This is a genomic window from Salipiger bermudensis (assembly GCF_017309175.1).
GTDB lineage: Bacteria > Pseudomonadota > Alphaproteobacteria > Rhodobacterales > Rhodobacteraceae > Salipiger > Salipiger bermudensis.
Genome location: NZ_JAEKJV010000001.1, coordinates 386,933 through 412,041, shown reverse-complemented (window position 1 = coordinate 412,041; position 25,109 = coordinate 386,933). Strand labels below are relative to the sequence as shown.

General features: G+C 68.0%; 23 protein-coding genes. 4 read left to right on the top strand and 19 right to left on the bottom strand.

The window, feature by feature from the left end; all coding sequences use genetic code 11:
* Positions 1-25 precede the first annotated feature (25 nt).
* Entirely contained in the window at positions 26-1,678 is a 1,653-nt protein-coding gene (gene recN, locus JF542_RS02035) for a DNA repair protein RecN (RefSeq protein WP_207074538.1), read from the top strand.
* A gap of 351 nt (positions 1,679-2,029) precedes the next feature.
* On the opposite strand, the gene ftsA is transcribed toward recN, so the two are convergent.
* The 6 genes from ftsA to JF542_RS02005 form a co-directional block, all read right to left on the bottom strand.
* A complete protein-coding gene (gene ftsA / locus JF542_RS02030; protein ID WP_207074537.1) occupies positions 2,030-3,361 on the bottom strand; it encodes a cell division protein FtsA in 1,332 nt (443 codons plus the stop codon).
* On the bottom strand, positions 3,358-4,257 hold the full coding sequence (locus tag JF542_RS02025; protein WP_007792072.1) for a cell division protein FtsQ/DivIB: 900 nt from the start codon (positions 4,255-4,257) through the stop codon (positions 3,358-3,360). Before JF542_RS02025 ends, ftsA begins: the two co-directional genes overlap by 4 nt.
* Entirely contained in the window at positions 4,254-5,168 is a 915-nt protein-coding gene (locus tag JF542_RS02020) for a D-alanine--D-alanine ligase (RefSeq protein ID WP_207074536.1), read from the bottom strand. Before JF542_RS02020 ends, JF542_RS02025 begins: the two co-directional genes overlap by 4 nt.
* 152 nt (positions 5,169-5,320) lie before the next feature.
* Positions 5,321-6,265, bottom strand: coding sequence for a UDP-N-acetylmuramate dehydrogenase (gene murB, locus JF542_RS02015; protein WP_207074535.1), 945 nt, complete (start codon positions 6,263-6,265; stop codon positions 5,321-5,323).
* Between the two features lie 58 nt (positions 6,266-6,323).
* Complete coding sequence (locus JF542_RS02010; RefSeq protein WP_207074534.1) at positions 6,324-7,763, bottom strand: UdgX family uracil-DNA binding protein; 1,440 nt, start codon at positions 7,761-7,763, stop codon at positions 6,324-6,326.
* Complete coding sequence (locus JF542_RS02005) at positions 7,763-8,995, bottom strand: putative DNA modification/repair radical SAM protein (protein ID WP_207074533.1); 1,233 nt, start codon at positions 8,993-8,995, stop codon at positions 7,763-7,765. The genes JF542_RS02010 and JF542_RS02005 overlap by 1 nt, the downstream gene beginning before the upstream one ends.
* Positions 8,996-9,090: 95 nt before the next feature.
* On the opposite strand from JF542_RS02005, the gene JF542_RS02000 reads away from it, so the two are divergent.
* Positions 9,091-9,825, top strand: coding sequence for a glutamine amidotransferase (locus tag JF542_RS02000; RefSeq protein ID WP_207074532.1), 735 nt, complete (start codon positions 9,091-9,093; stop codon positions 9,823-9,825).
* Positions 9,826-9,905: 80 nt separating this feature from the next.
* Here JF542_RS02000 and JF542_RS01995 read toward each other — a convergent pair whose 3' ends face one another.
* From JF542_RS01995 to JF542_RS01980, 4 genes are all read right to left on the bottom strand, one after another.
* Positions 9,906-11,684, bottom strand: a complete 1,779-nt coding sequence (locus tag JF542_RS01995; protein ID WP_007792058.1) for an SLC13 family permease — start codon at positions 11,682-11,684, stop codon at positions 9,906-9,908.
* Positions 11,685-11,845: 161 nt separating this feature from the next.
* Complete coding sequence (locus JF542_RS01990; protein WP_007792055.1) at positions 11,846-12,658, bottom strand: TIGR00282 family metallophosphoesterase; 813 nt, start codon at positions 12,656-12,658, stop codon at positions 11,846-11,848.
* 79 nt (positions 12,659-12,737) lie between these two features.
* Positions 12,738-13,448, bottom strand: coding sequence for a VCBS repeat-containing protein (locus tag JF542_RS01985; RefSeq protein WP_207074531.1), 711 nt, complete (start codon positions 13,446-13,448; stop codon positions 12,738-12,740).
* A 4-nt stretch (positions 13,449-13,452) separates the two neighbouring features.
* Positions 13,453-13,776, bottom strand: coding sequence for a 2Fe-2S iron-sulfur cluster-binding protein (locus tag JF542_RS01980; RefSeq protein WP_007792048.1), 324 nt, complete (start codon positions 13,774-13,776; stop codon positions 13,453-13,455).
* Between the two features lie 224 nt (positions 13,777-14,000).
* On the opposite strand from JF542_RS01980, the gene JF542_RS01975 reads away from it, so the two are divergent.
* Positions 14,001-14,534 carry a peptidoglycan-binding domain-containing protein gene (locus JF542_RS01975; protein ID WP_007792046.1) on the top strand — a complete coding sequence of 178 codons (534 nt, stop codon included), beginning with the start codon at positions 14,001-14,003 and terminating at the stop codon, positions 14,532-14,534.
* A 12-nt stretch (positions 14,535-14,546) separates the two neighbouring features.
* On the opposite strand, the gene JF542_RS01970 is transcribed toward JF542_RS01975, so the two are convergent.
* Both JF542_RS01970 and JF542_RS01965 read right to left on the bottom strand, forming a co-directional pair.
* Positions 14,547-14,918, bottom strand: a complete 372-nt coding sequence (locus JF542_RS01970; protein WP_207074530.1) for a VOC family protein — start codon at positions 14,916-14,918, stop codon at positions 14,547-14,549.
* 112 nt (positions 14,919-15,030) lie between these two features.
* On the bottom strand, positions 15,031-16,506 hold the full coding sequence (locus tag JF542_RS01965) for a DegQ family serine endoprotease (protein WP_207074669.1): 1,476 nt from the start codon (positions 16,504-16,506) through the stop codon (positions 15,031-15,033).
* A 259-nt stretch (positions 16,507-16,765) separates the two neighbouring features.
* Between JF542_RS01965 and JF542_RS01960 the strand changes: the two genes are divergently transcribed.
* Positions 16,766-18,268 (top strand): globin-coupled sensor protein, encoded by a 1,503-nt coding sequence (locus tag JF542_RS01960; RefSeq protein ID WP_207074529.1) that lies wholly within the window; start codon positions 16,766-16,768, stop codon positions 18,266-18,268.
* A gap of 192 nt (positions 18,269-18,460) precedes the next feature.
* On the opposite strand, the gene JF542_RS01955 is transcribed toward JF542_RS01960, so the two are convergent.
* From JF542_RS01955 to JF542_RS01925, 7 genes are all read right to left on the bottom strand, one after another.
* Positions 18,461-18,652, bottom strand: coding sequence for a DUF2065 domain-containing protein (locus JF542_RS01955; RefSeq protein ID WP_007792035.1), 192 nt, complete (start codon positions 18,650-18,652; stop codon positions 18,461-18,463).
* Complete coding sequence (hflC, locus tag JF542_RS01950) at positions 18,649-19,707, bottom strand: protease modulator HflC (RefSeq protein ID WP_207074528.1); 1,059 nt, start codon at positions 19,705-19,707, stop codon at positions 18,649-18,651. The genes JF542_RS01955 and hflC overlap by 4 nt, the downstream gene beginning before the upstream one ends.
* A gap of 1 nt (position 19,708) precedes the next feature.
* On the bottom strand, positions 19,709-20,863 hold the full coding sequence (gene hflK, locus JF542_RS01945) for an FtsH protease activity modulator HflK (RefSeq protein WP_207074527.1): 1,155 nt from the start codon (positions 20,861-20,863) through the stop codon (positions 19,709-19,711).
* 72 nt (positions 20,864-20,935) lie between these two features.
* On the bottom strand, positions 20,936-22,393 hold the full coding sequence (locus JF542_RS01940; RefSeq protein WP_007792027.1) for an FAD-dependent oxidoreductase: 1,458 nt from the start codon (positions 22,391-22,393) through the stop codon (positions 20,936-20,938).
* Positions 22,394-22,780: 387 nt separating this feature from the next.
* Positions 22,781-23,563 carry a ribose-5-phosphate isomerase RpiA gene (gene rpiA / locus JF542_RS01935; protein ID WP_207074526.1) on the bottom strand — a complete coding sequence of 261 codons (783 nt, stop codon included), beginning with the start codon at positions 23,561-23,563 and terminating at the stop codon, positions 22,781-22,783.
* Between the two features lie 394 nt (positions 23,564-23,957).
* Complete coding sequence (locus JF542_RS01930; protein ID WP_207074525.1) at positions 23,958-24,485, bottom strand: GNAT family N-acetyltransferase; 528 nt, start codon at positions 24,483-24,485, stop codon at positions 23,958-23,960.
* Positions 24,482-25,036, bottom strand: coding sequence for a helix-turn-helix domain-containing protein (locus tag JF542_RS01925; protein ID WP_207074524.1), 555 nt, complete (start codon positions 25,034-25,036; stop codon positions 24,482-24,484). Before JF542_RS01925 ends, JF542_RS01930 begins: the two co-directional genes overlap by 4 nt.
* Between the last annotated feature and the right edge of the window lie 73 nt (positions 25,037-25,109).

Genomic DNA, 25,109 nt, shown 5'->3' with positions numbered 1-25,109 from the left:
GGGCTGATCGCCCGCCTTGCAGTTCATGCTTCGAGCGCTTGAGATCCGCGACATGCTGATCATCGACCGGCTGGACCTCGCGTTCCAGCCCGGTCTCAACGTGCTGACCGGCGAGACCGGCGCCGGCAAGTCGATCCTTCTGGATTCGCTGGGCTTCGTGCTGGGCTGGCGCGGCCGCGCAGAGCTGGTGCGCAGCGGTGCCGCGCAGGGCGAGGTCACGGCGGTGTTCGAGCTCTCCCCCGGTCACGCGGCCCGCGCGGTGCTGGAAGAGGCCGGGCTGCCGGTCTCGGAAGAGCTGATCCTGCGCCGGGTCAACAGCGCCGACGGTCGCAAGACCGGCTGGGTCAACGACCGTCGCGCCAGCGGCGAGGTACTGCGGCGCCTGTCCGAGACGCTGGTGGAACTGCACGGCCAGCATGACGACCGCGGCTTGCTCAACCCCTCGGGCCACCGCGCCATTCTCGACAGCTATGCCGCCATCGACGCCGAGCTGGCCGCGGCACGCGCCGCCTGGGCCAAGCGGCGCCAAGCCCGCAAGGCGCTCGAGACGGCGCAGGCCGCGCTCGAGGCGGTGCGCGCCGAGGAAGATTTCCTGCGCCACGCGGTCGACGAGCTCGACCGGCTTGCGCCGATGCCCGGCGAGGAGGCCGAGCTGGACACAAAGCGCCGCATGATGCAGAGCGCCGAGCGCATCCGTGAGGACATCGTGCGCGCCTCGCAGGCGCTCGGAAATGACGGCGCCGAGGGCACCATGGCCAACGCCCTGCGCTGGCTCGAAGGCGCATCCGAGAAGGCCGAGGGCCGGCTCGAGGGGGCCATCGCCGCCCTCACCCGCGCCATGGCCGAGCTGGACGAGGCCGGGCGCGAGGTCGAAGACTGCCTCGATGCGCTAGAATTCAATCCGCAGGATCTCGAGGAGACCGAGGAACGGCTCTTCGCCATCCGGGGCCTCGCCCGCAAGCATGCCATCGCCCCCGACGAGCTGCCCGAGCTGGCGGCAACGCTCTCGGGCCGGCTGGCGGCGCTGGAGAGCGGCGCCGAAAACATCGCCGCCCTCACCCGCGCGGTCTCCGAGGCGGATGCAGAGTATGACACCGCCGCCGCGGCGCTGACCGAGGCGCGCCGCGAGGCCGCGGGCCGGCTCGACACCGCCATGGCCACCGAACTGGCGCCGCTGAAGATGGAGCGCGCGGTGTTCCGCACCGAGGTGGCCGGCGGCGAGCCCGGCCCCGAGGGCCGCGACGCCGTGGCCTTCACTGTCGCGACCAACCCCGGCGCGCCGGCGGGCCCGCTTAACAAGATCGCCTCAGGCGGCGAGCTGTCGCGTTTCCTTCTGGCGCTGAAGGTCAGCCTCTCGGAAGAGCGCAACCGAGGCGTCACGATGATCTTCGACGAGATCGACCGCGGCGTTGGCGGGGCCACCGCCGATGCGGTGGGCCGTCGCCTGAAGGCGCTGGCCGAGGGTGGGCAGGTTCTGGTGGTGACGCACTCGCCGCAAGTGGCGGCGCTCGGCGCGCATCACTGGCGGGTGCAGAAGCGGGTCGAGAACGACGCCACGCTGTCGACCGTCGCGGCGCTGGATGCCGGCGACCGCGAGGACGAGATCGCCCGGATGCTCTCGGGCGACACGGTCACCAAGGAAGCCCGTGCGGCCGCTCGGGCTCTGCTGGCGGGGTAGTCCTGCGAGGCTAAAGGCTTGCCGCTTCCCCTTCCATGGCCCCATGTGTTGCGAAGCGGCCTCTCTCTTGTCATCCGTCACAACGCTTGTGGCGCCGCGCCATCGCCTGCCCGTCGGGGTGGCGATCTAAGCGCGGAATTCCTCGATTTATGCCAACCAAATCCGAAAGACCTCACAGCTCAGCGCGGTCATGCCCAAATCGCCAGCCCGTCGGGGCGGGCAGGCCATGGCGCGGCGGCCTGCGGCCTTGAATCCGCGCTCACACGGAGATCCCCAAAAACGAAGAACGCCCCCGCAGGATCCTGCGGGGGCGTCCGTATCTAGTAGAGAGCCGAAGCCCCCCTGCCCAACTCACCAGTTGTCGCGGAACCACTTCACGGCGCGCTTGAGGCCGCCCGAGGCGTACTTGTCGACCGGGATCTCGAAATCCCACCATTCGTCCTGCGGATGCGCCGCGAAGAGGCAAAGGCCCACCGCGCTGGCAAAGCCCGGACCCGTGGCGGCTTGCGGCAGGCCATGCACGCGCATCGGGCGGCCCAGTCGCACCTGCGAGCCGAGGATGCGGCTTGCAAGGCCGTCGAGCCCGGGGATCTGGCTCGCGGCACCGGTCAGCACGATCTGCTGGCTCGGCAGGTGATCGAAGCCGGCCGCATCGAGCGAGGCGCGCACCTCCTCGAGGATCTCCTCGACCCGCGGGCGCATGATGCCGATCAGCTCGGCGCGGCTGACCTGACGCCGATCGTGGTGCCAGTCGCCGGTATCGCCGGAGATCTCGATCATCTCGCGATCGTCCATGCCGGTGGCGACGACGCCGCCGTAGAAGGTCTTGATGCGCTCGGCCATCGCCATCGGGATCTGCAGACCCATCGAGATGTCGCTGGTCACGTGGTTGCCGCCCATCGGCACCGCGTCGGCGTAAATCATGTGCTTCTTCATGAAGATCGACACGCCGGTGGTGCCGCCGCCCATGTCGATGCAGGCCGCGCCCAGCTCCTGCTCGTCCTCGACCAGCGCCGAGATGCCCGAGGCATAGGCCGAAGAGGAAAGACCCGCGAGTTCGAGATCGCAGCGCTTGACGCAATGGGCGATGTTCTGGATCGCCTGCGCGTTGATCGTCAGCATGTGCATGTCGGTGGCCAGCGCCCGGCCGATCTGGCCGCGCGGATCGTCGAGCCCGGAGCGGTGATCGAGCGCGAAGTTCACCGGCTGTGCGTGCAGCACCTCGCGACCCAAGCCGAAATCGGGCACGTCGCAGGCCGAGAGCACCCGCGCCACGTCCTGTTCGGAGACCATGGTGCCGTCGACCTCGACCTGACCGGCGAGCCCATAGCTGCGCGGCTCGGCGCCCGAGAAGCAGACAATGACGTGATCGACCCGGATATTGGCCATCTTCTGCGCCGCCTGCACGGCGGTCCGGATGGCGCGCTCGGTCTCGCCCATGGCGGCGATCTCGCCGAACTTGACCCCGCGCGAACGGGTCGTCGCGGCGCCGATCACCCGGAAGCCCGACTGCCCGGCCAGCGACCCGATGCCGTCGTCGAGGATCTGCTCGTTGCCGTCGAAGCGCAGCACGAGACAGGCGATCTTGGAACTGCCCACGTCGAGGATCGCCACAACGCCGCGCTGCATCGCCGCCTTGCGCATGTTGCGCATCGCGCGCTGGGATTCATAGAGCTCGATCATTGTTGTTGTTCTCCGGTCTCTAAGGCCTTGATCCGCCAATATTGTTCCACTGCCCCGCTCGCCAGACGCAGGGTCGGACGGCGCGGCAGGCGCAGGTCCACCGCGGCGATGTCACGCCCCAGCATGTCGACCGCCGCATCCATCGCCAGTGCGCGCTCGAGTGCCCGCACGGCGCCGGTCTCGGGCAGCATGATGCGCTGGCCGCGATCCAGCACCACGTCCCAGCGCCGCTCGCCCATGCGCACGAGGCCGCGCATCCGGTCGGTGAGCGGCGCAGCCGCGCGGATCAGCGCCATCGCCTCGGGCACGTGGCCATCGGCGCCGCGCCCGGCGATCACCGGCAGGTTGGGCCGCTCCGAGCGCCGCGTCGCGGGCCCCACATGCACGCCGTCCATGTCGAGAAGCTCGAGCGCGCCGGCATGGCGCCAGAGCGCCACCGGCACCCGCTCGGTCACATCGATCTGCAACACCCCGCCCTGCCGGATGCGCAGCTCGGCGGATTTCACCGCGTCGAGCCCGGTGATGGTGCCGCGCATGTGATCGAGGTCGAGATCGAAGGAGCTGATCGGGAAATCCAGCGGCACGATCTCGCGGATGTCGTCGGACACGCCGCTGCTGGCGCCGTCGATGGCCATCAGGTTGACCATGAACTCGGGCCGGGTCTCGATCTGGTTGCGGATATGCGCCACCGTATCGACCACCTGCGTGCGGTGTTCTTCGTAAGAGAAATACCAGCTTGCCGCGCCGAAGCCGATCACCGCCGGGATGCCGACCCGCAGCGCGAGGCGGAACATCGGCGTCAGCATCAGCCGCTCGAGGCGGTATTTCAGCCGCGACGGCGCGGGATCGGGGCGGTTCACCTGCTGGTTCGCCTGCTGCCGGGGCGGCGCGCTCAACGGTTGCACGAGGCGTCCTCCACCATCCAGCGCATCAGCGCGCCAAAGGAAATGCCGCAATGCTGGGCCTGCTCGGGCACCAGCGAGGTCGGCGTCATACCGGGCTGGGTGTTGGTCTCGAGCAGGATCAGCCCGTCCAGCCCGCGGCTCTCGTCCCAGCGAAAATCGGTGCGGCTCACGCCGCGGCAGCCAAGCGCCTCATGGGCGCGCAGCGCGTACGCGAGGCAGGCATCGAAGATCTCGGCCGGCACGTCGGCGGGTAGCTCGTGACGCGAGCCGCCTTCCTTGTACTTGGCGTCGTAATCGTACCAGCCCTCGGTGATGATGTCGGTGACGGTCAGCGCCCGGTCGCCCATCACCGTGGTGGTGAGCTCGCGCCCCGGCGCATAGGTCTCGACCATCAGCGTGTCAGGCATGTCCTCGGCAATGCGCGGCGGCGTGTTGGCGCCCTCCTGCACGAGGTAGACGCCCACCGAGGAGCCTTCGTTATAGGGTTTGACCACGTAGGGCGGCGCCATCATGTGGCGGGCCGAGATCTCGGCCTTGCTCGCCAGAACGCTCTCGACCACCGGAAGTCCCGCGGCGCGGTAGACCTCCTTGGAGCGTTCCTTGTCCATCGCCACCGCCGACGCCAGAACCCCGGAATGGGTGTAGGGAATACCCATCCATTCCAGCAGCCCCTGCACACAGCCATCCTCGCCCCAACGGCCATGCAGCGCGTTGAACACGACATCAGGCGCGAGCGCCTCTAGACGCTGCGCCAGATCGCGGCCGGCATCGACCTCGGTGACCTGGTAACCTTCTGCCCTCAAAGCGGCGGCACATTCCCGCCCGGAACTGAGAGACACCTCGCGCTCTGCGGAGGGTCCACCCAACAATACCGCCACTTTCGGGTTTGCCCTGCTCGACATCCCCAAAACCGCCTCGAAATCACGGGGCTTTCTGCCCCTTTTGTTCTGCTTCAGGACTCATCGGCCCAGCAAACCGGACCCGCCCTGCAATATTCGACAGCTTGCTCTTTGATCGGCGAGCCGCCGTGCCTGTCACGCGCCGGTTGTCGGCGTCATTTCTGTGCGGGTTCACCGACCCGCATGATTTCCCAATGTAGCTCTATTCCACTGTCTTGGAAAACCTTTTTTCGAACTTCTTCGCCCAGCCCCTCGAGATCGGCCGCCGTTGCCTCTCCGGTGTTCACCAGAAAGTTGGAATGCTTGGGCGACATCTGCGCGCCACCAAGGGTTGCACCGCGCATCCCGGCATCATCGATAACCTTCCACGCCTTGAGGTCGTGCACGTCGTCTTCGCGCCCGGTCGAACTGAATCCCGCCGGGTTGCGGAAGGTCGAGCCGGCGGTGCGGTCCTTGGTGGGCTGGGTCTCGTCGCGCTTTTTCAGCTGCGCCTCCATGCGCGCAGCGAGCTCTTCGGGATCGCCCGTCGCGCCCTCGAACACCGCCTCGACGATCACGCAGCCCTCGGGCAGCTCGCTGTGGCGATAGCCGAGCTTGAGCGCGTCCTTCGAGAGCGTCACCAGATCGCCGGCCCGGGTCACCGCGCGGATCTCGACCAGGTGGTCGGCCACGTAGGTGCCATAACAGCCCGCATTCATCCGCACCGCGCCGCCGATACTGCCGGGGATGGTGCGCAGGAAGGTCAGGTCGACCCCCTCCGCCGCCGCCCGCTTGGCCGCCTGCGCGTCGAGCATCGCCGCCCCCACGGTGACGCGGGTGCCGTCGATCTCGATGCCGTTGAAGCCGCGCCCGAGCCGGATCACCACCGCCCGCAGCCCGCCATCGCGCACGATGAGGTTCGAGCCGACGCCCATCGGAAAGACCTCGCGCTCCGGCGGCAGCGCCCGCAGGAACTGCTGCAGATCGTCGAGATCAGCCGGCTGGAACAGCACGTCCGCCGGCCCGCCGACGCGCAGCCAGGTGAGAGCGGAGAGGTCGCGGTTGGGCGTCAGCCGGCCGCGCACATCGGGAAGGGTGTCGGAGGGGGATGTCTGGGTCATGGCGCTGTTCTGCCCTGCCCCGCCGCCCCGGTAAAGCCCTCGTTAAGGCCCTGCGGTATCAGCCGGCGGCCTCCCCCTGCGCCACCAGCGCGGCGGCGCGGCGCAGATCCGCCTCGAAGGCCGCCTCGGCGGCGGAGCGCGCGCCCTCGGGCAGGCGCAAGAGGTAGGACGGGTGCCACGTCACCATCACCGGCGTGCCGTCGGGCGCGTGTTCGAGTGCCCCGCGCCGTGTGCCGATGCGGCGGCCATCGCCGGTCAGGCTTTCCGCTGCGCTCGCCCCCATCGCCACGATCAGCTTGGGGCGCACCAGCTGGCGCTCCATGTCGAGCCACCAGCGGCAATGCGCGATCTCGCCCGAGTTCGGAGACTGGTGCAGCCGCCGCTTGCCGCGCGGCGCGAACTTGAAATGCTTCACCGCGTTGGTGACATAGGCCCGGTCACGCTCCAGCCCGGCGCGCGCGGCCACCGTGTCAAAGAGCTGCCCCGCCGGCCCCACGAAGGGGCGACCCGCCAAATCCTCCTGATCGCCGGGCTGCTCGCCCACGATCATCAGCGCCGCATCGAGCGGGCCTTCACCCGCCACCGGCTGGGTGGCGTTTTGCCAAAGCGGACAGCGCCGACACCCCGCAAGGCCAGAAAGCAGCGCGTCGCGATCGCCCACCGGCGCTGGCGCCTCGGGGGCGCGCAGCCGCTCGGTGATGCGCTCGGCCCGGATCGGCGGCAGGCTCGGCGCCGCGTCAGCCATGGCCTGCGCTCGCGACTGGGCCTCGGCGATCAGCTCGGGAATCAGCGGCGCCTCGGGCAGGTTGCGCCAGTATTTCTTCGGCATCTCCGCCTGCATCGCGCCGATCTTGAGCCGTGCGGGGTTGAAGATGTTGCGGAAGTAGGTGCGCCAGAGCTCCTCTGCGGCGTCGTCGGGCAGCTCGGGCCGCGCCTCGGGCGGGGCGAAGCGGATCTCGAACCCGTCGAAATGCGCCGTCAGATCGGGCGTGAAGATCGACCAGTCCATATCGCCGAAGCGCTTGGCAAAGAACGGCGCGGTCAGCTCGAGGATGTAATGCGACGGCTCGAACCACGCGGCAAAGCGCCGGCGCGTGGCGGCAGGATCGCCGATCTCACGGAAGCGCACGAAGGCGGTCATCTTGTGGCGGTCGCGGCTGACCTCCTTGGCCATACGCCGCAGCCGGTCGACGCGTGGATCGCCGCGATCCTCGAGCAGGCGGCGATCGTGGCCGAGCGCCCAGAGCAGCGCATAGAGCCGGGCAAAGCGCTCGGGGTCGCGGTGCCAGACCACCAGCCGCGCCAGATCGACGAACCCCTTGGGCACGGTCACCGCCCCGCCCCGCACCGGCGGCAGCGCCTCGGCGAAAAGATCTGCCTCGGCGGCGCCCCGGTGCCAGAGCACCTCCTCGGGCGGCACGCCCGCCCCCAGAAGCGCCCGCGCCTCGTCGCGCCAGGCCTCGAAGGTGCCGATCTCCGGCAGCACGACCCGGCGCATCAGATGAGCTGCAGCTGCTCGGGCGGCGGCGCAAAGCGCGCCCGCAGATCGGCGGCGTCGAGCCCCCGCGGCCGCCAGTCGAGCGCCGTCAGGAAGGGCCGCGCCTGCTTGAGGTTGACCCCCATGCGGCGCAGGTCCTCGTAGCGCAGTGCGCGGTGACGGCGGGTGGCGAGGATGCGCCCGACGCTCTTGGTGCCGACGCCCGGGATGCGCAGCAGCAGCTCGCGCTCGGCGCGGTTCACGTCGATCGGGAAGCGGTGGCGATTGGCCAACGCCCAAGCGAGCTTGGGGTCGATCTCGAGATCGAGATTGCCGCCCTTGGTGGCCGAGGCGATCTCGCCCAGCTCGAAGCCGTAGAAGCGCAGCAGCCAGTCGGCCTGGTAGAGCCGGTGCTCGCGCATGAGCGGCGGCTTGATCAGCGGCAGCGCCGCCGAGCTGTCGGGGATCGGCGAGAAGGCCGAGTAATAGACCCGCTTCAGCCGGTAGCTGGAATAAAGCCGCGTCGAGGTGCCGAGAATGGTGGTGTCATCCGCCCCGTCGGCCCCCACGATCATCTGCGTCGACTGCCCGGCGGGGGCAAAGCGCGGCGGGCGCTTGCCGGTGAAGCTGCGCTCCTTGCGGGCCTCGCGCGACAGGCGCACGTCGGCCATCGCCTTGCGGATCTGTGCCGGGTCCTTCTCGGGGGCGTAGGATTTCACCGCCCCGTCGGTGGGCAGCTCGACATTGATCGACAGCCGGTCGGCATAGAGCCCCGCCTCCTCGATCAGCTCGGGCGTGGCGTCGGGGATGGTCTTGAGGTGGATGTAGCCGCGAAACCCGTGCTCCTGCCGCAGGGTGCGGGCGATGCGCACCATGTCGGTCATGGTCTCGTCGGGGCTGCGGATGATGCCCGAGGAGAGGAACAAACCCTCGATATAGTTGCGGCGGTAGAACTCCAGCGTCAGCGTCACCACCTCCTCGGGCGAGAAGCGGGCGCGCTGGACGTTGCTGCTCACCCGGTTCACGCAATAGGCGCAATCGTAGATGCAGAAATTGGTCATCAGGATCTTGAGCAGGCTGATGCAGCGCCCGTCGGGCGTGTAGGCGTGGCAGATCCCAGAGCCGGTGACCGAGCCCAGCCCCTTGCCATCGCGCGAGTCGCGCTTCTGCCCCCCGCTCGAGGCGCAGGAGGCATCGTATTTTGCCGCGTCGGAGAGAATCGCGAGCTTCTGATCAAGTGTGAGTCGTGCCATATGTTCATGATATGTTCTTGAGGGTGCGGCAATCAAGCGGGGCGCGATCACATCTGCGCTTTGCGGATCGGTCGCGCCGGGCTAAAGCCTTGCGCATGAGCCGTTTCCTGATCCTGCAGCTGCGCCCCGAGGCCGAGGCCAGCGACGACGAATTTTCCGCCTTCCTCGCCAAGGGCGACCTCTCTCTCGACCGGGTGCACCGCATCCGGCTTGATTGCGAGGACCTCCCCGAGGGGCTCGATCCGCGCGACTATGCCGGGGTGATCGTGGGCGGCGGCCCGGGCTGCGTCTCGGACCCGGCGGAGAGCAAATCGGCGGTGGAAGCAAGGATTGAGGCCGCCTGCCTGTCCCTGATGCCGGCGATCACCCGGCATGACGTGCCGTTCTTGGGCTGCTGCTACGGCATCGGCATCCTTGCGCATCATCTCGGCGCCGAGGTCGGCAAGGCGCGCTATGGCGAGCCGGTGGGCGCTGTGACCTGCGCCCGCACCGAGGCCGGGGCCACCGATCCGCTGCTCGACGGGCTGCCGGAGCGTTTCGACGCATTCGTCGGCCACAAGGAGGCGGTGCAGCACCTGCCCGAGGGCGCGGTGCATCTGCTGAGCTCAGGCCCCTGCCCGTTCCAGATGATCCGCCACGGCGACAACGTCTATGCCACGCAGTTCCATCCGGAGGCTGACGCGGCGGGGTTCGAAACCCGCATTCGCATCTACCGGCACAAGGGCTATTTCGACCCGTCCGAGGCGGATGATCTCATCGCCATGTGCCGGGCCGCCGATGTGACATGGCCCGAGCGGATCCTGCGCAACTTCGTTCAGCGCTACGGCTGAGGTCACACCCCAAAAATCTTAGCTAAGATTTTTGAGGCCAAGATTTTTAGTCCTAAAAATCTTGGCCTCCCGCGCCGCGCTCAGAGCGGCCAGATCAGCGGGATGAGCAGCGCCGAGAGTACGCCCACGCTGAGGTTCAGCGGCACGCCCACCTTCAGGAAGTCCGAGAAGCGGTAACCGCCCGGGCCATAGACCAGCGTGTTGGTCTGGTAGCCGATGGGGGTGGCAAAGCTGCACGATGCCGCCACCATCACCGCCACCACCAGAGGGCGCGGATCGATGCCCAGCGCCTGCGCCAGCGAGATCGCGATCGGTGTGACGACCACCGCAACGGCGTTGTTGCTCACCGCCTCGGTCAGCACCGAGGTCAGCAGGAACACCGACCAGACCAGCAGCGGCCCGGGCAGCTCCTGCATCCACGGCGCCACCGCCTGCACGATCAGCTCGACCGCGCCAGAGGCCTCAAGCGCCGCGCCGATGGCCAGCATGGCGAAGATCAGCGCAAGCAGCCGGCCCTCGATGAAGGAGAAGGCCTCGTCGGCGTCGATGCAGCGCGCCAGCAGCACCACCGCCACCGCGATCACCGTCAGCGACAGGATCGGCGCCACGCCAAGCGCCGCAAGGATCACGATCGCGCCCATCGCGCCAATGGCGATGGGCGCGTGACCGCGGCGGAAGGCACGGGCCGAGGGGTGCGAGACGTCGACCAGCTCCATCTCGTCGGCGAGACGCTTGATGTCCTCGGGCGCGCCCTCGAGCAGCAGCGTGTCGCCCACGCGCACCACCAGATCGTCGAGCTTGCGGCCGATGTTCTGGTTCCGGCGGTGCACCGCCAACGGGTAGACGCCGTAGCGCCGGCGCAGGCGCAGCGCGCCGAGCGAGCGGCCGACCATCTTGCAGCCGGGCGAGATCAGCACTTCGACGGTGGTGGTCTCGCGCGCCGAGATCTGGTCGACCCGCTTGAGCTCCTTGTTGCGCTGCAGGCTCAGAAGCTCGGTCATCTGGGTGCGAAGCACCACGCGGTCGCCGACCTCGAGCGTGACGCCCTGCAGGTTGCGGCGCAGCGACTCGTCTCCGCGCACCACGTCGACCAGCCGCACGCCCTCGCGCTTGAAAAGCTGCACCCCCAACACGTCGCGGCCGATGAGGTTGCTGTCGGGCGGGATCACCGCTTCGGTGAAGAACTTCATCCGCGACCGGTCCGACAGCATGCCCGCCATCGAGTGCCGTTCTGGCAGCAGGAAGCGGCCAGCGACGACAAGGTAGAGCATTCCCCAGGCCACGAGGATGACGGCCAGCGGCGTGACCTCGAAGATGGTGAACGGCTCGAGCCCATTGGTGCGGGCAACACCGTCGACCAGCAGGTTGGTCGAGGTGCCGATCAGCGTCGTGGTGCCGCCGAGGATGGCGGCATAGCTGAGCGGGATCAGAAGCTTGGAGGGCTGCACGCCAAGCTGGTGCGAGATCTGCACGAAGATCGGCAGCATCATCACCACCACCGGCGTGTTGTTCATGAAGGCCGACGCCAAGATCACCACCACCATGATCACCGCGATGGCCCGGCGGGGATGCTTGGCGACCTCGCCCTGCGCATAGGAGGCAAAGGCATCGAGCGCACCGGTGCGCACCATGGCTCCCATGACGATGAACATCGCGGCAATGGTCCACGGCGCCGGGTTGGACAACACCGTGAGCGCCGCATCATAGGGCAGAACCCCCAGCAGCAGCAGCACGCCGACACCCCCGATGGCCACGACCTCGGTGGGATAGCGTTCCTGGACGAAGAGCACGAACATGCCCACCACCGTGGCAATGGTGATGTAAGCCTGCGCCGCCTGGCTCAAGTCGAAAAATTCCATTCGGGAAATCTGCCTCTGCTCAACCCGGCACATACTGACAAAGCGCGGTGAAACTTCAAGCGCAACGGCGAGCGCCCCTGACGGCGACACAGGCCCTGTATCGCCGCGGTATGGTTAAAATCAGATTTGCGGCGCGGAAAGACGCCGACGCCGGTCCGCGCTCACGGCCCGATCTCCTCGAGCCGCCCGCCCTGCCGCACCATCTTGACGCGCTCGGCCTTGCCGGTGCGGTCGTCGGTCTCGACATAGAAACCGCAGAGCGTCGCCTCATCCAGCGCCGGCTGGAAGCGGGTCTTGCCCATGCCGGTGACGAAGCGGCGCATCGGCTCGACCTTGTCCATGCCGATGACCGAGTCGTAGTCGCCGCACATGCCCGCATCGGTGAGATAGCCGGTGCCCTTGGGCAGCACCTGTGCATCACCGGTGGGCACGTGGGTGTGGGTGCCCACGACCATGCTGGCGCGTCCGTCGCAGAAATGGCCCATCGCCATCTTCTCCGAGGTCGCCTCGCAATGCACATCGACAAGCACCGCCTGCGCCTGCCCGCCCAGCGGGTGCTTGCGCAGCACCGCGTCCATCGCCGAGAACGGGTCATCGAAGGGGCGCTTCATGAACACCTGCCCCAGCACCTGCGTCACAAGCACCTTGCGGCCGCGGCGATCGGCGAAGAGCCCGGCCCCGCGCCCCGGCGCCTGCTTGGCGAAGTTCAGCGGCCGGATGATGCGCGGCTCGCTCTCGATGAAGGTCAGCATGTCCTTCTGGTCGAAGGCATGGTCGCCAAGCGTCACCACGTCGGCGCCGGCCTCGAGGATGCCCTTGGCGTGCTCGGCCGTCAGCCCCATGCCGTTCGAGGCATTCTCGCCATTGACCACGACAAAATCGAGCTTCCACGCCTCGCGGAGCTTGGGCAGTCTTTCCGCGATGGCGGCCCGTCCGGCCCGGCCCATCACGTCACCAAGAAATAGCAGTCTCATGGACGCATCCCTAAGCGCGCGCGGCGCGAAAGCAAAGAGATCTTTGACGGCATGGCGCTCCGGGCGCGCTCTCGCTGCATCACCGGCAGGCCAGCGCCTGCGCCATGGCGGCCTCGCTGTAAGGCCCGAGCGCCTCGCGGGTGATCCCGCCCGCACGCAGCCGCGCCACGATGACGCGGCCCCAGTCGCCGCTTGCCAGCACCATCTCGGGGCCGTCACCGCAGTCGCGGAGGCCTCCTGCGATATGGTCCCAGCCGATGCGGTGGTTGGTAAGATCCTCGGCCGAGGCAACCTCGCGGAGCTCTTGCGCGCCCGGCACGACGCGCCAGATGCGCAGCCGCCTGGCAAGGTGAGGGCGGTCGACATAGGCCAGCTCGACCTGCCCGTCGCCATCAAGATCCGCCGCGCCCACCGGCGCCAGCCAGCGGTTGCGCTGGCCGATGAAGGGCGTGGCGGCGAAAAGACCGTCGGCGGTGTAGAGCGCCAGACGGGCGCCGCGCTGGAGATCGCTCTCAACCACCATCGCGGCGCGGAGTGCGCCCAGATCGACAAGCCGCGGGGCCAGATCCTCGAACACCCGGGTCTGAGGCAGGCGGATCAGCAGATCGGGCGCGCCAGCGCGGCTCAGCCGCAGCGCGCCCCATTCCACTGCATCGCCCAGCACGCCGTGATCGTAGCGCATGGTGGGCTCGGCATAGCTGGCGCCGGTCAGCGCCTGCGCCACTGCCCCGCCGGGCGCAGATCCCAGCATCGCCCAGAGGACGAGGCGGGACAGCAGCCGGCGCGGCATGGGATCAGATCTGCTTTTCGGGCATCTGCACGACGAGCCCGTCGAGCGCGTCGGAGACCTTGAGCTGGCAGGTCAGACGCGAGCGCGCCGGATCGGGCTCGTAGGCGAAATCGAGCATGTCTTCTTCCATGTCGTCGCGCGCGGGCAGCTTCTCGACCCAGTCGGGATGCACGTAGACATGGCAGGTGGAACAGGCGCAGGCGCCACCGCAATCGGCATCGATGCCGGGGATGTTGTTGTCGCGGGCGCCTTCCATCACGGTCATGCCGGAGGCAACATCCACGACATGCTCGGTGCCGTTGTGCTCGATATAGGTAATCTTGGCCATGGCCGGGTCGTCTCCATCGTCTCGAATTCGCCCCCCTTTCCTAGTCATCGCGTGCCGCCTGCGCCAGCCCCTTCGCCACGCCGCCCGGTCAATCCGTGCTCGCACACGGGGGCAACTGCTCAAAACCTCGCCACCCGATAGGCAGAGCCTCGGAGCTTTCCAGCCTAGAAGGAAGCCGCTACTCTGCGCCTCAAAACACCGCCCGACACGAAGGCCCCGAGCAGATGACCCGCATTTCCGCCCTGATCGCCGCGCTGGCGCTCGTCCTTGCCGCCTGCGATGCCCCGGAGCCCGCCAGCACCGTCTGGCCCGGCGAGGCGCCGCCAGAGCCCGAGCGCATGTCCGACGGCACCTGCCAGGCCCGCGAGGTCGTGCCGGCGATCTACGAGGAGGTCATGGGCGAGGTGCAGGTGGTTCAGGCCGAGATCGCCGAGGATGGCACGGTGATCCGCCCGCCGATCTATCGCCGTCAGCCGGTGCCTCGGGTGGTCAGTCCGCGCGGAGAGCTGCGCTTCGAAGTGCCCTGCCCCGAGCTGGTGACGCCCGAGCTGGTGGCCTCGCTGCAGCGCGCGCTGGCGGCGCGCGACTACTACGCCGGGCCGGTCACGAGCCAGATGGACCGTGCCACCGTCGCAGCGATCCGCAAATACCAGACCGAGCGCGGCCTCGAGAGCAGCCAGCTCTCGGTCGAGACCGCGCGCACGCTGGGGCTCATCGCGGCACCGCTGGCCGAGATCGAGGAGCTCGGCGACTTCTGAGCCGGCGCTGTCCTAGCCGGCGGTCGTGCGCAGGGCTCGGCTCGAGATCTGCACCGGATTGCCGGAGGGATCCTTCGCGTTGCTGAAGACGTATCCGTCGGCCTGATGGATCGGGCCGAAGACCAGCCCCTTGCGCTCTGCCTCGGCGCGGAACGTGGCCACATCCTTCACGTCGAAGACCAGCTTCACCAGCGACTGCCCGGCCCGCTGCCCCTTGGCCGCCGGGTGCAGGAGCAACGCAAGGCCGCCCTCGGGCGGCCGCAGCTCGACGATCCGGTCGCCAGGCGCGTGCCGCGCCTCGTAGCCGAAGAACCGGCTGTAGAAGGCGATCATCTCGTCGAGCTTGCGCGTGTAGAGAACGAGGCGCCCCAGCGGTGCCGTCATGTTCGCGTCTCCCTTGCCCGGGCCACCGCAGGCCGTGCCGTCACCCGCCCCGGGACATGAAAAAGGGCGGATCCGAAGACCCGCCCTTTCGTCTGTTGATATGCCGGCTGGCTCACTCGCTCGCGTCGAGCGACAGCGCCACGAAGCGCGGATCGCCACCGCGGCGGACCAGAAGAAGGATCGACTTGCGACCGGCCTCCTTGGCCTCCTCGATCTTGGTCTCGAGCTCGGAGATGCTCAGCACTTCGGCCTGGCCGGCCTCGGTGATGATGTCGCCGGCGCGCAGGCCCTTCTCGAAGGCTTCCGAGGTCTCGTCCACGCCGGTGACCGCGAGGCCGGTGGCGCTGGACTGCAGACCCATCTCGTCGCGCAGCTCCTGGGTCAGCGGGCTGAGGGTCAGGCCCATCAGCTCGGATTCCGCCGGCTCTTCCGGGGTCATTTCCTGGCTCGCCGGATAGGTGCGCTCGGCTTCCTCGCGACGGCCCAGCGTAACCTTGAGGGTCTCGGTGTTGCCGTTGCGGTTGACCACGACGCGGACCGACTTGCCCACCTCGGTGTTGCCGACGATGCGCACGAGCTGGCGGGTGTCCTGCACCTCGCGGCCGTCGAAGCTGACGATCACGTCACCGGCCTGCATGCCGGCTTCCATCGCCGGGCCTTCGGGCACGTCGGAGACCATTGCGCCCTCGGTCGAGGCAAGGCCAAGCGCCTCGGCCATGTCCTCGGTCACGTCCTGGATGCGCACGCCGAGCCAGCCACGGCGGGTCTCGCCGAACTCCTTGAGCTGGTCGACCACCTTGGTCACCACGTTCGACGCCATCGAGAAGCCGATCCCGATCGAGCCGCCATTGGGCGACAGGATCGCGGTGTTCACGCCGATCACCTGCCCGTCCATGTTGAACAGCGGGCCGCCGGAGTTGCCGCGGTTGATGGCGGCGTCGGTCTGGATGTAGTCGTCATAGGTGCCCGAGAGCGCCCGGTTGCGCGCCGAGACGATGCCGGCAGAAACCGAGAAACCCTGCCCCAGCGGGTTGCCCATCGCCATCACCCAATCGCCCACGCGGGCGTTGTCGCTGTTGCCGAAGGACACGAACTTGAGCGCCTCGTCGGCCTCGACCTTGAGCAGCGCGATGTCGGTATTGGGATCGGTGCCGACCAGCTCCGCCGGGAGCGTGAAGCCCTCGAAGAACTCGATCTCGATCTCGTCCGCGCCCTCGATGACGTGGTTGTTGGTGACGATATAGCCGTCTTCCGAGATGACGAATCCGGATCCCAGAGCCGAAGAGCGGCGCGGGCGGTCGCCCGGGCCGCCGTTGCGGTCCTGGAACTCACGGAAGAAATCCTCGAAGGGCGAGCCTTCGGGAACGATGCCCTGCGGGCCGGTGCGCCCGGCCACGGTGGTCGAGGTGGTGATGTTCACCACCGCGGGGCTGATGCGCTCGGCAAGCTTGGCAAAGCTCTCCGGCGCGTTCTGGGCCGATGCCATCAGCGTCTGGGACACGATCAGGAACATCGACACCGCGGCCAGCCAGAACAGCCGAAGCGGGCTGGCTGCATCGCGTGTCACTGCAAGTGCTTGCGGTTTCACCTGGTTCACCTGGAACTCCTTTTCTGCGGCAGCGGCCCGCGCAAAGCCCCGCGCGGCTGCCCTGCCTCCTCACGATGAGGCTAACATAGGAGCGTTCCGGCGCCACCAAAGAAAAGGTTGCAGGGCTTCAAGCGCATGTGAAAACCCGGTGATGGCGCGAGATGGTCAGGGCTTCACCCGCGACGGTTCCGGCGTCGTTCGGAAATTGGAAAGACTTGGCGCCTATATCGACGTGCACCGAAACAGCGGATGGCGCCCCATGTCGCAGGAAAAACTTGACCAATTCGGCCTGACCGATGGCGATCTAGAGCTTTTGAAAGCCGCCGGTCGCGTGCTCCGACCCGAGCTGGGAAAGGTGCTCGAGGGGTTCTATGCCCGGGCGCTGGCCGATCACGGCTCGGCCGCCTTCTTCACCAGCGACGATCGGGTCGACCATGCCCGCGCCGCGCAGGAGGCCCATTGGAGCCGCCTGCTCGAGGCGCGGTTCGACGCCGATTATTTCGCCTCGCTCGACCGGATCGGGCGCACCCATGCGCGCATCGAACTGCCGCTCGATCTCTACATGTCAGCCTATTCCGCCGCCACCTCGGACCTGCTGGAACGCTTCCTCGCCAAGTCCGCGTGGCAGCTGATCGGCCCGCGCGCGGCCCGCACCCGCCGCATGTGCGGCGTGCTCAACCGGGCCTTCGCGCTCGATATCGAGCAGGTGACCTCGATCACCTTCCGGATCTGGGGAGAGGAGCAGAAGGTCGCGCTCGACCACCTTGCCTGCGGCATCCGTGAAATGGCGCAGGGCAACCTCTCGCACGCGGTCCCGGGGCCGGATGACAGCGACTTCCCATCGAAATACGACGACATGCGCCGCGCCCTGAACGAGGCGGCGCGCACGCTGGAGGGGCTGATCGCCGGCATCGGCCAGTCGATGAACGCCCTGCAGGGCATCACCTCGACTCTGGCCACTTCCGCCGAGGATCTCTCGCGCCGCACCAGCAGCCAGGCCGCCTCGCTGGAACAGACCACCGCGGCGATGCAGATGATCAGCGACAGCGTGCGCGAGACCAGCGGCAAGACCAAGGAGACCGCGGACTTCTTCGACCGCGCCCAGAAGGAGATGCGCGACAGCTCGCGTGTCGCGGGCGATGCCGCCGACATGATGGGCCGGATCAAGGCCGAGTCCGAGAAGATCGCCCAGATCATCGGCCTGATCGACGACATCGCCTTCCAGACCAACCTGCTTGCGCTCAACGCCGGGGTCGAGGCGGCGCGCGCCGGCGAAGCGGGGCGCGGTTTCGCGGTGGTGGCCGGCGAGGTGCGCAGCCTTGCCGCGAACTCCTCGGAAGCGGCGCACGAGATCCGCATGCTGATCCAGTCGAGCGCCGAGCAGGTCAACGACGGCTCGGTTCTGGTCGAGAACGCCCGCCGCTCCATCGTGCAGGTGGTCGACAGTTTCGACGAGATCAGCCGCATCGTGAGCGATATCTCCGACGCCACCAACGACCAGTCGATGGGCCTCGACGAGATCAGCCAGAGCATCGTCGATCTCGATCGCATCACCCAGAGCAATGCCTCGATGGTCGAGCAGACCTCGGGGGCGATGTCGCGGATCAGCGCGATGTCGCAGGACGTGCAGCACAAGATTTCGGGCTTGGTCTATCGCTCAGACGAAACCGGTGAAGGCGCAAGCGCCCCGGGCAGCTGGGACCAAGAGCTCGCCGCGGCGGCGCAGGCGCCGGAGGTACAGGACAGCGCCCGCGCCGGCTGAGCCCGCGCGCCGCGCATGGCATCCGCCGGGACACCGGCACCGCGTTGATCCGGGCACTCAGGCCGTGCGCCGCTCGCAGGGAACCGCGCACCGAGGCGCCGCGCACGGACGCCGGCTTTCGGAGCGGTTCGACGGATCAGAGCGCCTTGAGGACAAAGCCGGCGGGATCTTGGCCGCAGGCGCCTGAGCGCGTCAGCCGCGGAAGATCCAGAGCATCAGCACACCGGTTGCCACCGTCACCAGCCCCAGCCTGCGGCGGGTCTCGATCGGCATCTGGCGCAACGCCTCGAGCATACGCTCCACAAGCGAAGGGGCCAGTGCGTACACCAGCCCCTCGATGATGAGGACCATCGCGATCCCCGTTGCGATGTCGCCCGGTGTCATTGCGACACGGGGGCGTCTTCATCGCTGTCCGCGTCAGACGCAGCGGAGTCGGCGGGCGCCGGCTCCGGGGTCTCGGTCGGCGCCTCCTCGGCCACGGGTGCTGCCTCTTCGGCCGCCTCGTCCGTCGGCGCAGCGGCCTGCTCTTCGCCATCAACGGACGGCGCGGGCGCCGCGGCGGGAGCCGCCTGACCCTGACCGTTGAAATACTCGAAGAACTCCCCCTGCGGCGTCATCACGATCGACGAGTTGCTGCCCTGGATGGCGGTCTCGTAGGCTTGGAGCGACCGGTAGAAGGCAAAGAACTCCTGATCGGCGCCATAGGCCTCGGCGAAGATCGCGTTGCGCTCGGCGTCGGCCTCACCGCGGATCACGTTGGCCTCGCGCTCGGCTTCCGACTGGGTCTCGACCACGGTCCGGTCGGCCAGCGCGCGGACCCGCTGCGCCGCCTCGTTACCGCGGGCGATCTCGTCCGCCGCTTCCCGCTCGCGCTCGGCGCGCATCCGGGCAAAGGTCGCCTCGAGGTTCTGCGACGGCAGGTTGGTCTGCTTGAGCCGCACGTCAACCACATCGAGACCGAGCGAACGCGCCGAAGTACGGGCATTGTCGCGGATGCGGTTGGTCAGCGACCGGCGGTCCTCGGAGAGGATCACGTCGGAGGTCACCTGATCGGCACCGAGCGTCTCGCGGATCTGGGCGTTGAGAATGCCCGAAAGCCGGTCTTCGGCGGTGCGCACACCACCCACGCCCACGGCCTGACGGAATTGCACCACGTCGGCGATGCGGTAGCGCGCGAAGGCATCGACCACGAGGCGGCGGTCATCGGACGGCGTGACCTCGATGGTGTCGGTGTCGAGCGACAGGATGCGGTCGTCGTATTTCACCACTTCCTGAATGAAGGGGATCTTGAAGGCCAGGCCCGGCTCTTCCTTGACCGCCTTGATCTGTCCGAACTGCAGCACCAGTGCCTTTTCGCGCTCGTCGACCACGAAGAGCGAGGACAGGAACACGACGATCGCGACAACGATGACCGGCAGGATGAATGTCGTCTTGCGCATATCAGTTGCCCTCCGACGTCGTGTTGCGGCTGCGGTTCAGCTCGTTGAGCGGCAGGTACGGCACCACGCTGCCCTGCTCGCCGGCGATGGCCTCGTCGAGGATGGTCTTGTCGACATCGCCCAGCACGCGCTCCATGGTCTCGAGGTAGAGACGGCGGCGGGTGACCTCGGGGGCCTTGGCGTATTCCTCGCGCACGGCGCTGAAGCGGCTGGCTTCACCGAGCGCCTGGTTGACCACCTGGGCGCGGTAGCCCTCGGACTGCTCGCGGATCTGTGCCGCCTGACCACGGGCCTCGGCAACCACGCGGTTGGCATAGGCATCGGCCTGGCGCTCGAGCCGGTCGCGCTCCTGCTCGGCCGCCTGGACTTCGCGGAAGGCGTCGATCACCTCGCGCGGCGGATCGGCGGTGTCAAGGTTGATACGAACCACGTTGATGCCGCTGTCATACTCGTCGAGCGTCGCCTGGATCTGCTCCATCGCGGTGTCGGCGATGATGCCACGGTCGCGGTTGAGGATCGGCGCGAGGTTCGACGCGGCGATGATCTCGCGCATCACTGCCTCGGAGACCGCCTGCACCGTCAACTGCGGATCGCGGATGTTGAACAGCAGCTTCGACGGGTCGGAAATGTTCCAGACCACCTGGAACTCGATGTCCACGATGTTGGCATCGGTGGTGAGCATCAGCCCGTCCGCGTCGCGACCGGCACCGATGGTCTCGGTGCGCTCGGAGGTCACGTTGACCACCTCGGCGGTGACGAAGGGCCACGGCGCGAAGTTCAGACCGGGATTGCCGGTCGAGCTGTACTTGCCGAGGAACAGTTCCACCGACTGCTCTTCGGGCTTCACCGTGTAGAAGCTCATGTAGCCCCAGAGCCCCAGCGCGACGAGCGCCGCGAGGCCAATGGTGCCCTTGCTGATACCGGGACCGCCGCTGCCGCCACTTGAGCCGCCGCCATTGGCGCCGTTGCCGCCACCGCGGCCACCCATGAGCACGCGCAGACGCTCCTGGCCCTTCTTCATCAGCTCGTCGATCTCGGGAATCTGCGGGTCCTCGGGTTTGCGGCCACCGTTGTTGTTGCCGCCTCCGCCACTTGGCGGACGGCTACCGCCCTGATTTCCTCCGCCGCCCCAAGGGCCGCCGCTGTTACCTGCCATGAAGCTGTTTTCCTTCCCCTCTAGGTCCTGTCATCCGTATCCCGCACATACCTGTGCATTTTGCTTTCAAATTCAAGCGCTGCGGGTCGGTTTGCGCATCGTCACGATCTCTTCCGACATGGTCGGGTGCACCGCGACGGTGCGATCGAAATCTTCCTTGGTCGCGCCCATCTTCACCGCGATGCCGGCAAGCTGGATCATCTCGCCCGCATTCGGGGCGACGATATGGCAGCCAAGCACCTTGCGGCTCTCCTGCGAGACCACGAGTTTCATCAGCACCCGGTCGGGCCGGCCGGCAAAGGCGGTCTGCATCGGGCGGAACGAGGTCGAGTAGACCTCGATCGGTTCCTGTTCGCGGGCCTGCTCCTCCGAGAGCCCGACGGTGCCGAATTCCGGCTGGGTGAAGATCGCCGAGGGGATCAGGTCGTGATCCACCGGCGTCGGGTTGCCCTTGAACACGGTCTCGACAAAGGCCATGCCCTCGCGGATCGCCACCGGGGTGAGGTTCACCCGGTCGGTGACGTCGCCGATGGCGTAGATCGAGGGCACCGCGGTCTGGCTGTAGTCGTCGACCTCGATCTCGCCCTTGCGGCCAAGCTTCACGCCGACCTCCTCGAGACCCATCTCGGGGGTGTTGGGGGCGCGACCGGTGGCAAAGAACACCTTGTCGAAAATCCGCGTCTTGCCGTTGGTGGATTTCACCCAGATCGGGCCGTCTGGGTTGGAGTTGTCCTCCTCGACGTAATCCGCCTCCTGCACCGCCGCCCCCATCGGGATGCCGTTGGCGTCGTGGCCGGCGAGGTCCTCCTCGGTGGCGCAGCGCATCGCGACGATGTCGGTGCCGAGGTGCAGATCGATGCCGCGCTCGTTCATCGCGTCGGAGATCAGGCCGCGAGCCTCCTCGTCAAAGCCGCGCAATACCTGCGCGCCGCGGTAGTACTGCGTCACCTCGACGCCGAGACCGTGCAGGATGCAGGCGAACTCGCAGGCGATGTAGCCGCCGCCGACGATGAGGATGCGCTTGGGCAGCTCTTCCATGTGGAAGATATCGTCGCTGACGAGGCCGAGATCGGCGTTGGGCACCTCGGGGCGCACCGGGCGGCCGCCGGTGGCGACGAGAATGTGCTTGGCGGTGAAGGTCTCGCCAGTGGAGAGCGCCACGGTGTGCGCATCCTTGATCGTGGCACGGGCGTCGAAGCTGTCGACGCCGGAGTTCTTCAGCAGCGAGCGATAGACGCCCTCGAGCCGGTCGAGTTCGGTGTTGAGGCGGGCGCGGAAGCTCGGCCAGTCGAACGGGCCCTCCTGCAGGCGCCAGCCGTAATTGGCGGCATCCTCGACCACCTCGGCGTATTCGCTGGCGAAGACCATCAGCTTCTTGGGCACGCAGCCACGGATCACGCAGGTGCCGCCGTAGCGATCCTCCTCGGCCAGCGCCACCTTGGCGCCTGCTTCTCCGGCGGCGACGCGCGCGGCGCGCACCCCGCCCGAACCGCCACCGATGACGAAGAGATCATAGTCGAAGTCGGCCATCAGGGGTCTCCTTGAATTGAGTTCGCAACGGTATCTCACAGCGCTTTCGCGAAGGCCAGACGGGCACGGGCATTTGAAGGGGCCGTGCCTTGCCCTGCCCGGTTGCGCGACGCCTGCGGCGTGGACGGCGGCCTGCGTGGTGGCGACGGACGCCGATACCGGCACCCCTGACGCCAGCGAGGCTTGACAGATGCGAGGGGGCGGACGGCCGAGCGTCACCAGCGACCAGAGGCGATCACGTCGCCGGTGGCTCGCTCCGGGCGGATCGGCGTGGGGGGGTGGCGCACTGGCGCGGCGCGGCCCGGCGCAAAGCGCGGGCCCGCTGCCTTCGGTGTCGTCGATGGGCTGCGCTTCGGGGCAGCGCGCGCCGCCCCGAAGCGAAAAGGATCAGATGTCGCGGAAGAGGTTGTCGTCCTCGACAAACTCGACGCGCTCTTCCGAGACGGTGCCGGCATTGATGTCGCGGGTTTCGACCCGGCCGTCCCCGTAGCCGATGATCACACGGTCGCAGATGTCGATGAACAGGCCGTTCTCGACCACGCCGGGGATCTGGTTGACCAGCATCGCCAGCTGCCGGGCATTGCCGATGCGCGACAGGTGCAGGTCGAGAATGTAGTTGCCCTCGTCGGTGATGTAGGGGCGCTCACCGTTCATCCGCAGCGTGGTCTTGCGGCCCAGCACATCCATGGTCACCAGCGCCTCTTCGAGCAGCGCCTGGCTCGCGGTCCAGCCGAACGGGATGACCTCGACCGGCAGCGGGAAAGCGCCAAGGGTTTCCACGTGCTTTGCGGCATCGGCGATGACGATCATCTCGTCCGAGGCGGTGGCGACGATCTTCTCCTGCAGCAGCGCGCCGCCGCCGCCCTTGATCAGGTTGAGCTCGCTGTCGAACTCGTCGGCGCCGTCGATGGTCAGGTCGAGCCAGCCGGCCTCGTCGAGCGAGATCACCTCGATGCCGACCTCGCGGGCGAGCTCGGCGGTGCGGGTCGAGGTCGGCACGCCGCGGAAGCGCAGCCCCTCCTCGCGCACCTTCTCGCCGAGGCAGCGCACCAGCCAGGCGGCAGTGGAGCCGGTGCCGAGCCCGACGCGCATGCCGCTCTGAACGTAATCCGCGGCACGTTTGGCCGCCACGAACTTGGCCTTGTCGATGGGCGAAAGCTCTCCGCTCATGGTGATCTCCCAGAATCCTCGTGTGTCGCGGCCTTATAGGCATGGCGCAGCGGGCTGGCGACAGGAGATTCGGGGACAAGCGTGGATTTTCGAGCGGAGCGCGGGCCCCGATGCGCCGCGTCAAACTCGGCGGAGCGGCGTGCCGCCGCACAGGTCGCCTCCCCCGTCGCCATCGGGCGCCGGGCTCGGACCCGTGGCAGGCGGGAAGCGTTTGCCGGTGGGCGGCGTTCATGGGAACGGCCGGCCTGCCTCCGGCGGGAGTATTTTGGACGAAGAGAAGACAGGGGCGCGTTCCCGGGCTTCTTCTGGCCAAAAATATCCCGGGGGAGTCCGCGCCCTGCGCGGATGGGGGCAGCGCCCCCTCCCTGCCTTTCCGAAGCGCACGGACGGAGGATCAGCCGTGTCGGTACATATAAGTGGTGGGGTCGCGGCGCGGGCCGCCCTCGGGGGCAAGGGCAAAGCCCGGGATCTCGCCCGCGACCTCGAAGCCGCAGCTGGCGTAGAGCGCCTGCGACGGGTCGCCGCTGCGGGTGTCGAGGGTGATCAGGCTGCGCGCCTCCGCCTCGGCACGGGCGAGCAAGGCCTGCATCAGGGCGCGGGCGATGCCGCGGCGGCGAAACGCGGGGGCGACCAGCATCTTGGAGACCTCGGCGCGGTGAGCCTGGTTCGGCATCATGTCGAGCACCAGTTGCACGGTGCCGACGAGGCGCGCGTCTTCGAAGGCCCCCCAGAGCACGCGGCCCCCGTCCGCGATCGAGGGCAGGACGTTCCGCCGCCAGAAGCGGGCCGCCTCCTGGACCTCGAAGGGCATGACGAAGCCAACGCTGGCGCCGTCCACAACGCAAGCCTGCAGCAGCTTCGCGAGATCGGGGAGGTGCTGCTGAGCCTCTTGGGCCGACAGGCTGCGGATCGTCAGGGTCATGGTGTCACCAGAAAAAGCATGTAATGGGCGGCTTCGCGCGGCGGGGTCTGGAAGCGGGAGGCACCCGAGAGGCGGTAACGCAGCGCGTCGCCGGGCGCGAGATCGTGGCGCCGGTCGTCCAGCGTCACCGCCAGCCGACCCGTGAGCAGCACCAGGTGATGCTCGAGATCGGCCACCGGCGGGCGGTGATAGGAGATGTCGCTATCGGGGGCGAGCGTGCAGTCGAGCACTTCGCCCGCCAGCGCCGCGCTGCCCGGCGAGACCACGCGCCGGGTGAAGCCGCGATCCTGCCAGACCGGCTGCTCGGCCTCGGGCACGCAGGCCGGGAAGCTCTCCTCGACCATCGCCAGAAGGCGCGACATGGTGAGCCCGTAGGCGGCGCAGAGCTTGCCCAGCTGTTCCGCGGTGGGGCTGACCTCGGCTTTTTCCATGCGTGACAGCGCCGCGCGGCTGAGCCCGCTTTGCGCCGCCAGCGCCTCGAGCGTCAGGTCGCGCTCGGCGCGCAGGGCGGAGAGGCGCTGTGACAGGCGGGTGGTGAGCGGGGAGACCATGACCGATTCCGGGAATATTTCTCTATATAGAGACATTGACCGAAGCGGCCCCGCCCTGCAAGCCCGCTCTTGC

What these genes read in the sequence shown, in the direction of transcription:
- JF542_RS01985 (WP_207074531.1), bottom strand. Translation starts at nt 13,448, where the DNA reads ATGCCGCGCCGGCTGCTGTCCCGCCTCGTCCTCTGGGCGATGCTGGGA.
- rpiA (WP_207074526.1), bottom strand. Translation starts at nt 23,563, where the DNA reads ATGAGCGGAGAGCTTTCGCCCATCGACAAGGCCAAGTTCGTGGCGGCC.
- murB (WP_207074535.1), bottom strand. Translation starts at nt 6,265, where the DNA reads ATGACCCAGACATCCCCCTCCGACACCCTTCCCGATGTGCGCGGCCGG.
- recN (WP_207074538.1), top strand. Translation starts at nt 26, where the DNA reads ATGCTTCGAGCGCTTGAGATCCGCGACATGCTGATCATCGACCGGCTG.
- JF542_RS01970 (WP_207074530.1), bottom strand. Translation starts at nt 14,918, where the DNA reads ATGACGGCACCGCTGGGGCGCCTCGTTCTCTACACGCGCAAGCTCGAC.
- ftsA (WP_207074537.1), bottom strand. Translation starts at nt 3,361, where the DNA reads ATGATCGAGCTCTATGAATCCCAGCGCGCGATGCGCAACATGCGCAAG.
- hflK (WP_207074527.1), bottom strand. Translation starts at nt 20,863, where the DNA reads ATGGCAGGTAACAGCGGCGGCCCTTGGGGCGGCGGAGGAAATCAGGGC.
- JF542_RS01990 (WP_007792055.1), bottom strand. Translation starts at nt 12,658, where the DNA reads ATGAGACTGCTATTTCTTGGTGACGTGATGGGCCGGGCCGGACGGGCC.
- JF542_RS01940 (WP_007792027.1), bottom strand. Translation starts at nt 22,393, where the DNA reads ATGGCCGACTTCGACTATGATCTCTTCGTCATCGGTGGCGGTTCGGGC.
- JF542_RS01960 (WP_207074529.1), top strand. Translation starts at nt 16,766, where the DNA reads ATGTCGCAGGAAAAACTTGACCAATTCGGCCTGACCGATGGCGATCTA.
- JF542_RS01925 (WP_207074524.1), bottom strand. Translation starts at nt 25,036, where the DNA reads ATGGTCTCCCCGCTCACCACCCGCCTGTCACAGCGCCTCTCCGCCCTG.
- JF542_RS01995 (WP_007792058.1), bottom strand. Translation starts at nt 11,684, where the DNA reads ATGGAATTTTTCGACTTGAGCCAGGCGGCGCAGGCTTACATCACCATT.
- JF542_RS01930 (WP_207074525.1), bottom strand. Translation starts at nt 24,485, where the DNA reads ATGACCCTGACGATCCGCAGCCTGTCGGCCCAAGAGGCTCAGCAGCAC.
- JF542_RS02010 (WP_207074534.1), bottom strand. Translation starts at nt 7,763, where the DNA reads ATGCGCCGGGTCGTGCTGCCGGAGATCGGCACCTTCGAGGCCTGGCGC.
- JF542_RS01975 (WP_007792046.1), top strand. Translation starts at nt 14,001, where the DNA reads ATGACCCGCATTTCCGCCCTGATCGCCGCGCTGGCGCTCGTCCTTGCC.
- JF542_RS02020 (WP_207074536.1), bottom strand. Translation starts at nt 5,168, where the DNA reads ATGTCGAGCAGGGCAAACCCGAAAGTGGCGGTATTGTTGGGTGGACCC.
- JF542_RS01980 (WP_007792048.1), bottom strand. Translation starts at nt 13,776, where the DNA reads ATGGCCAAGATTACCTATATCGAGCACAACGGCACCGAGCATGTCGTG.
- JF542_RS02000 (WP_207074532.1), top strand. Translation starts at nt 9,091, where the DNA reads ATGAGCCGTTTCCTGATCCTGCAGCTGCGCCCCGAGGCCGAGGCCAGC.
- hflC (WP_207074528.1), bottom strand. Translation starts at nt 19,707, where the DNA reads ATGCGCAAGACGACATTCATCCTGCCGGTCATCGTTGTCGCGATCGTC.
- JF542_RS02005 (WP_207074533.1), bottom strand. Translation starts at nt 8,995, where the DNA reads ATGGCACGACTCACACTTGATCAGAAGCTCGCGATTCTCTCCGACGCG.
- JF542_RS01955 (WP_007792035.1), bottom strand. Translation starts at nt 18,652, where the DNA reads ATGACACCGGGCGACATCGCAACGGGGATCGCGATGGTCCTCATCATC.